We start from the raw sequence: 6,127 nt of genomic DNA, 5'->3' as shown, positions 1-6,127 counted from the left end.
TTCGGGCGGCCTTTTGCGGTATCGGCTCTCGCCGGCGCGATCAGCGCTTGGAGAACTGGAACGAACGACGGGCCTTCGCCTTGCCGTACTTCTTGCGCTCGACGGTACGCGAGTCGCGGGTCAGGAAGCCGCCCTTCTTGAGGATCGAACGCAGCTCGGGCTCGTAATAGGTCAGCGCCTTGGAGATGCCGTGACGCACCGCGCCGGCCTGGCCGGAGAGGCCGCCGCCGGCAACGGTGGCGATGATGTCGTACTGGCCGTTGCGGCTGGTCGCCACGATCGGCTGCTGCAGGATCATCTGCAGGACCGGACGCGCGAAATACTTGTCGTATTCCTTGTCGTTGACGACGATCTTGCCGGTGCCCGGCTTGACCCAGACGCGGGCGATCGCGTCCTTGCGCTTGCCGGTGGCGTAGGCGCGGCCGTTCTTGTCCAGCTTCTGGACATGCACGGGGGCCGCAGGCTGTTCGGAAACGGCAACCGTCCCGAGTTCTGCGAGGGAGGAAAGGTCAGCCATTGTCAGGCCCTCTTGTTCTTTGCGTTGAGCGCTCCGACGTCGAGCGTCTCGGGTTGCTGGGCTTCATGCGGATGCTCGGTGCCCGCATAGACGCGCAGGTTCTTCATCTGGCGACGGCCGAGAGGTCCACGCGGGATCATGCGCTCGACGGCCTTTTCGACCACGCGCTCCGGGAAACGGCCTTCCAGGATGTCGCGCGCGGTGCGCTCCTTGATGCCGCCGGGGTGGCCGGTGTGCCAGTAGTACTTCTTGTTGGCATGCTTCCTGCCGGTCAGGACGACCTTTTCGGCATTGATGATGATGACATTGTCACCATCGTCGACATGCGGGGTGAAGGTCGGCTTGTGCTTGCCGCGGAGACGGTTGGCGACGATGGTGGCGAGGCGGCCGACGACGAGGCCTTCGGCGTCGATCAGCACCCACTTCTTCACCACGTCCGCAGGCTTCTGCGAAAAGGTTGTCATGGTCTTGCTCTTCGTTGGACCTTCCGGGGAAGGCGTTTCTTGTTGCTTGCCTTGTCCGTTCCGTGATCGGGGCGGGCAAAATAAAACGGCGGCCGAAGCGGCTACCTGTTCCACGCCGGGCTTATAGGGGAAGGCGGAAACCTCGTCAACAGACGCTTTTCGCCATCTATTGAAAATTTATATGTAAAATCAACATTTTACGCTTGCGGTAATATTTTACCGCACTAGATCGAGCGCTTCGGCGGTATCGAATAGGTGCCGGTCGCGTGGGCGACGGTGAGTTTTTCCGGCCCGGCGACCATCTCGATGTCGAAGACCATCAGGCTCCTGCCGAGCTTGAGGATGCGGCAATGTCCGTCGATCGGACCGGGTTCGGCCTTGCGCATGAAATTGATGTTGAGATTGGTGGTGACGGAAAGCGCGTCCGGCCCTGCATGCGAGAGCACGCAGACATAGCCGCCGATATCAGCCAGCGTGAACAGCGACGGTCCGGAAACCGTGTTGCCCGGCCGCAGATGGCGCTCGCCCGCGTTGAGGCGCACCGTGCAGCCTCCCGGAAAGACCTCGACGGCCGTGTAATCGGAGAAATCCTCGTTGAGCTGCGGATAGACCTTCTTCAGGAGGTCGTTGACCTCCGCTGCGGTCATGACCGGGGTGGGCACTGGCTTGTTCATGGTCGTGTTCCCGGCGCTGTTGGACTTCCGTTTGCGTAAACGTGAGGCGACTTTCGCCATTTCCTCCCTGTTCTTCAAGCCGTCGCGTGCTAGTTTTCAGGGCAAATCATCGAATGCACGGGGTAACGGATGGCCGACATTCTGGCGTTGAAGAAATCGGAGCCTGCCGGACCGGTGGCCGTGGCGGTTCAGGACGGCATCCTTCGGTTGACGCTCGCCAAGCCTCCCGCCAACGCGCTGTCGCTCGCAACCCTGGCGGCCTTGCAGGCGGAGTTCGAGGCCGCCGAAGCCGACGCTTCCATCCGCGTCATAGTGCTGGCGGCCGAGGGCAAGGTCTTCTGTGCCGGCCACGACCTGAAGGAACTGACCGCGCATCGCGGCGACGTCGACCGGGGCAGGGCGTTCTACGAGCGGACGATGACGGAATGCTCGCGCCTGATGCAGACGATCGTGCGCCATCCCAAGCCGGTGATCGCCGAGATCGACGGCACCGCTTCGGCGGCCGGCTGCCAGCTCGTCGCGAGCTGCGACCTGGCGATTGCCACCGATCAGGCGAGCTTCGCCACGCCCGGTGTCAATATCGGCCTGTTCTGCTCGACTCCGATGGTGGCGCTGTCGCGCAACGTCTCGCGCAAGCACGCGATGGAAATGCTTCTGACGGGCGAGGCGATCGACGCGCAGGCGGCGCGCGACTTCGGTCTCGTCAACCGTGTGGTGCCGCGCGAATATTTGAATCAGATCGTGATGAAATACGCGCAAACCATTGCTTCCAAATCGCCTTTGACGCTGAAGATCGGCAAGGAGGCTTTCTATGCGCAGGCCGAGATGGGGCTTTCCGACGCCTATGAATACGCTTCGCGCGTGATGGTGGAGAACATGATGGCCCGCGACGCGGCGGAGGGCATCGGCGCCTTCATCGAAAAGCGCAATCCGGAATGGAAAGGGGAATGAGATGGAACCCCGCATCTCCATCGTGACCCTGGCCGTGGACGACCTCGAACGGGCCGTCCGCTTCTACGAGGCCATGGGGCTCGAGCGGAACTCCAAGATCACCGAAGGTGTCGCCTTCTTCCAGATGGGCGGCGTGATCCTTGCCCTGTGGCCGCGGGAGGAACTGGCGAAGGACGCCGGCATCGACCACGAGAAACCCGTTGCCGGAGCCGATATCTCGAGGGTGGGGGAGAAAAGCTATGCGGGGCGCGTCCGTTCGGCTTTCGCAGGCGTTGCGCTTGCCTACAACACGCGCTCGGAGGCCGAGGTCGCCGAAGTGATCTCGACGGCCGAGAAGGCCGGCGGGCGCGTTCTAAAGCAGGCAGGCCGCGCCATCTGGGGTGGCCACCAGGGATATTTTGAGGACACCGAGGGCAATCTCTGGGAGGTCGCCTACAATCCCGATTTTCCGATCGACGCCGAAGGGCGCATCTCGCTTCCCGATTAGTCCGCCGCGAATTGAATGGCCTACCGCAAGCAGCTCACACGTCTGAAGGCGCCCTATCTCAAGCGGCTGATCCTGGAACCGGAGCGGGTCGGCGGCAGGGACGAGTATCCGTTCGACCTGCCCTTGTTTCGCTCCGGCGCGTTCGAACTCGCCTTCACCACGCCCATCACGATCATCGTCGGCGAAAACGGCTCCGGAAAGTCGACGCTGCTGGAGGCGATCGGGGCACTCGCGGGCTATGACGAGGCGGGTGGTGGAAAGGGGTATCGGCCGGTCGACCATTCCACCGCGATCGACCGCAGTGGCGCCGCGCTCGCCGGTGCATTGCGTGCGCACTGGCTGCCCAAGGTGACCGCGGGCTGGTTTTTCCGTGCCGAATCCTTCTTCTCCGTGGCCCGATATCTCGACCGGGCGGCCACCGAATCCGGCGAGGCGCCGCCCGATTTTCTTTCCTGGTCGCACGGCGAGGGGTTCATCCGGTTTTTCGAGGAGCGATGCGTGAGGCAGGGCATCTACATCCTCGACGAGCCGGAAAGCGCGCTGTCGCCGGCGCGGCAGCTCGAATTGCTGCGTCTCCTGACGCGGATGGACCGGTCCGGTTTCGCGCAGGTCGTCATGGCGACGCACTCGCCGCTGCTGATGGCTTGTCCGGGCGCGCGCCTTCTGCGAATAGATCGCGGCGGGCTTGCCGAGGCGGATTTTCGCGAAACCGATCATTTCAGGATGATGCGGGACTTTTGCAGCGATCCGGACGGCTTTATCTCCGAAGCGCTGGAAGAAGATACGGCATGAACCACGACGCCTACGAAGATTCCTACATCGCCGGCATCCTCAACTCGGTCAGGACGATCGCCATCGTCGGCGCGTCGGTCAACGACGTGCGGCCGTCCTACTTCGTGGCGAAATACCTGATCGACAAGGGATATTCGGTCTTCCCGATCAATCCCGGTCATGCCGGCAAGGAGATACTCGGCCGCCCGGTCCATGCGCGGCTCGCCGACGTGCCGGAGCCGATCGACATGGTCGACGTCTTCCGTGCATCGAGCGCCGTTCCCACGGTGGTCGACGAGGTGCTCGCGCTCGACCCGTTGCCCAAGGTGATCTGGATGCAGCTCACCGTGCGCCACGACGAGGCGGCCGCGAAGGCCGAGGCCGCGGGTATCAAGGTCGTCATGAACCGGTGCCCGAAAATCGAATATGCACGGCTTGCCCGCGAGATCGGCTGGAACGGCGTCAACAGCCGGGTGATCTCCTCGAAGAAGCCGATGATGCGCCGGGGCTTCCAGAGCTTCGGCATCCGGCAGAAATAACGGAGAACCGGTTTCTCCTGCCAACCGCTTTTTCCGCCCGAGCTGCGTACTTATGCGGATTATTGAGAAATTTCTTCTTTGCCTTTGCCGCGCGCCTTTGCGATCAATGCGGGCTCATCGAGCAGCAGGAGGAAACGATGTCGCAGCGCACGCCCGGTTTCAACACGTTGGCAATCCATGCCGGAGCCCAGCCGGATCCCGCCACCGGCGCCCGCGCGACGCCGATCTACCAGACGACCGCCTATGTGTTCGACGACGTCGATCACGCCGCGTCCCTGTTCGGCCTGAAGGCCTTCGGCAACATCTACACCCGCATCATGAACCCGACCCAGGCCGTGCTGGAAGAGCGCATCGCGGCGCTCGAGGGCGGCACGGCGGCGGTCGCGACCGCTTCCGGCCACGCCGCGCAATTGCTGGTCTTCCACACGATCATGCAGCCGGGTGAGAATTTCGTCGCCGCCAGGAAGCTCTACGGCGGCTCGATCAACCAGTTCGGCCATGCCTTCAAGAATTTCGGCTGGGAGGTGCGCTGGGCTGATCCGGACGACCTTTCGACCTTCGAGAACCAGATCGACGACAAGACGAAGGCGATCTTCATCGAAAGCCTCGCCAATCCGGGCGGCACCTTCGTCGACATCGAGAAGATCGGCGACATCGCGCGCAAGCATGGCCTGCCGCTGATCGTCGACAACACCATGGCGAGCCCGTACCTGCTGCGCCCGATCGAGCACGGCGCCGACGTCGTCGTCCATTCCCTGACCAAGTTCATCGGCGGCCACGGTAACTCGATGGGCGGCATCGTCGTCGACGGCGGCACGTTCGACTGGTCGAAGAGCGGCAAATACCCGATGCTCTCGGAGCCGCGCCCCGAATATGGCGGCCTCGTGCTGCACGAAACCTTCGGCAATTTCGCCTTCGCGATCGCCTGCCGCGTGCTCGGCCTGCGCGATTTCGGCCCGGCGATCTCGCCCTTCAACGCCTTCCTGCTTGCGACTGGCGTCGAGACGCTGCCGCTGCGCATGCAGCGCCACAGCGACAACGCGCTGAAGGTCGCGCAATGGCTCTCCAGCCATCCCAAGGTCGCCTGGGTCTCCTATCCGGGACTGGAGACGGATCCGAACCACGCGCTGATGAGGAAATATTCGCCGAAGGGTGCGGGCGCGGTCTTCACCTTCGGCCTCAAGGGCGGCTTCGAGGCGGGCGTCAAGGTCGTCGAGGGCGTCGAGCTGTTCTCGCATCTCGCCAATATCGGCGACACCAAATCGCTGATCATCCATCCGGCCTCCACCACGCATCGCCAGCTCACCGACGAGCAGAAGGCGGCCGCGGGCGCGGGCAACGACGTGATCCGCCTGTCGATCGGCATCGAGGAGGTCGAGGACATCGTCGCCGATCTGGAACAGGCGCTGGCGAAGGCTTGATCGCTTCCGGGTCCTTCGAGGCTCGCTGCGCTCGCACCTCAGGATGAGGGCGGCGGTGCTGGAACCCGCTGCGCAGTGGGTTCGATGCGCGCCGCTTCATCCCGGGCAGCATGTCTGGCGCAGGCCGGCTGTGGATTTCGAGCCCGCGAAGATATGGCTTGGTGCGTCCTTCGAGGCTCGCTGCGCTCGCACCTCAGGATGAGGACGGCGGTGCTGGAACCCGCTGCGTGGTGGGTTCGATGCGCGGCTTCATCCCGGGCAGCATGTCTGGCGCAGGCCGGCTGTGGATTTCGAGCCGCGAAG

Annotated in this window: 8 protein-coding genes; 5 read left to right on the top strand and 3 right to left on the bottom strand. The window is 63.5% G+C overall.

All coding sequences use genetic code 11. The features are described from left to right. Positions 1–40: 40 nt before the first annotated feature. From rpsI to XW59_RS29095, 3 genes are all read right to left on the bottom strand, one after another. The gene (gene rpsI / locus XW59_RS29105) at positions 41–517 is read right to left on the bottom strand and encodes a 30S ribosomal protein S9 (RefSeq protein WP_047146356.1); all 477 of its coding nucleotides are present in this window, start codon (positions 515–517) and stop codon (positions 41–43) included. A 2-nt stretch (positions 518–519) separates the two neighbouring features. Continuing rightward, positions 520–981 carry a 50S ribosomal protein L13 gene (gene rplM, locus XW59_RS29100; RefSeq protein ID WP_047146355.1) on the bottom strand — a complete coding sequence of 154 codons (462 nt, stop codon included), beginning with the start codon at positions 979–981 and terminating at the stop codon, positions 520–522. 224 nt (positions 982–1,205) lie between these two features. Further along, a complete protein-coding gene (locus XW59_RS29095) occupies positions 1,206–1,655 on the bottom strand; it encodes a PaaI family thioesterase (RefSeq protein WP_047146404.1) in 450 nt (149 codons plus the stop codon). A gap of 129 nt (positions 1,656–1,784) precedes the next feature. Between XW59_RS29095 and XW59_RS29090 the strand changes: the two genes are divergently transcribed. The 5 genes from XW59_RS29090 to XW59_RS29070 all read left to right on the top strand — a co-directional run bounded on the left by XW59_RS29090 (position 1,785) and on the right by XW59_RS29070 (position 5,824). After that, positions 1,785–2,606, top strand: coding sequence for an enoyl-CoA hydratase (locus XW59_RS29090; RefSeq protein WP_047146354.1), 822 nt, complete (start codon positions 1,785–1,787; stop codon positions 2,604–2,606). 1 nt (position 2,607) lies between these two features. Beyond that, the gene (locus tag XW59_RS29085) at positions 2,608–3,093 is read left to right on the top strand and encodes a VOC family protein (RefSeq protein ID WP_047146353.1); all 486 of its coding nucleotides are present in this window, start codon (positions 2,608–2,610) and stop codon (positions 3,091–3,093) included. 15 nt (positions 3,094–3,108) lie between these two features. Further along, a complete protein-coding gene (locus XW59_RS29080) occupies positions 3,109–3,885 on the top strand; it encodes an AAA family ATPase (RefSeq protein WP_047146352.1) in 777 nt (258 codons plus the stop codon). Continuing rightward, positions 3,882–4,403: a CoA-binding protein gene (locus tag XW59_RS29075; protein WP_047146351.1), complete on the top strand. Its 522-nt coding sequence runs from the start codon at positions 3,882–3,884 to the stop codon at positions 4,401–4,403. The genes XW59_RS29080 and XW59_RS29075 overlap by 4 nt, the downstream gene beginning before the upstream one ends. A 137-nt stretch (positions 4,404–4,540) precedes the next feature. Next, entirely contained in the window at positions 4,541–5,824 is a 1,284-nt protein-coding gene (locus XW59_RS29070) for an O-acetylhomoserine aminocarboxypropyltransferase (protein WP_047146403.1), read from the top strand. Positions 5,825–6,127 lie beyond the last annotated feature (303 nt).

This window comes from Aquamicrobium sp. LC103, assembly GCF_001014615.2.
Classification (GTDB): Bacteria; Pseudomonadota; Alphaproteobacteria; order Rhizobiales; family Rhizobiaceae; genus LBCQ02.
Note: the sequence above shows the minus strand (reverse complement) of the source record. Positions and strands in the feature narration are given on the sequence as shown.

Coding starts and splice junctions, on each gene's coding strand:
- rpsI (WP_047146356.1), bottom strand. CDS start 517: ATGGCTGACCTTTCCTCCCTCGCAGAACTCGGGACGGTTGCCGTTTCC.
- rplM (WP_047146355.1), bottom strand. CDS start 981: ATGACAACCTTTTCGCAGAAGCCTGCGGACGTGGTGAAGAAGTGGGTG.
- XW59_RS29095 (WP_047146404.1), bottom strand. CDS start 1,655: ATGAACAAGCCAGTGCCCACCCCGGTCATGACCGCAGCGGAGGTCAAC.
- XW59_RS29090 (WP_047146354.1), top strand. CDS start 1,785: ATGGCCGACATTCTGGCGTTGAAGAAATCGGAGCCTGCCGGACCGGTG.
- XW59_RS29085 (WP_047146353.1), top strand. CDS start 2,608: ATGGAACCCCGCATCTCCATCGTGACCCTGGCCGTGGACGACCTCGAA.
- XW59_RS29080 (WP_047146352.1), top strand. CDS start 3,109: ATGGCCTACCGCAAGCAGCTCACACGTCTGAAGGCGCCCTATCTCAAG.
- XW59_RS29075 (WP_047146351.1), top strand. CDS start 3,882: ATGAACCACGACGCCTACGAAGATTCCTACATCGCCGGCATCCTCAAC.
- XW59_RS29070 (WP_047146403.1), top strand. CDS start 4,541: ATGTCGCAGCGCACGCCCGGTTTCAACACGTTGGCAATCCATGCCGGA.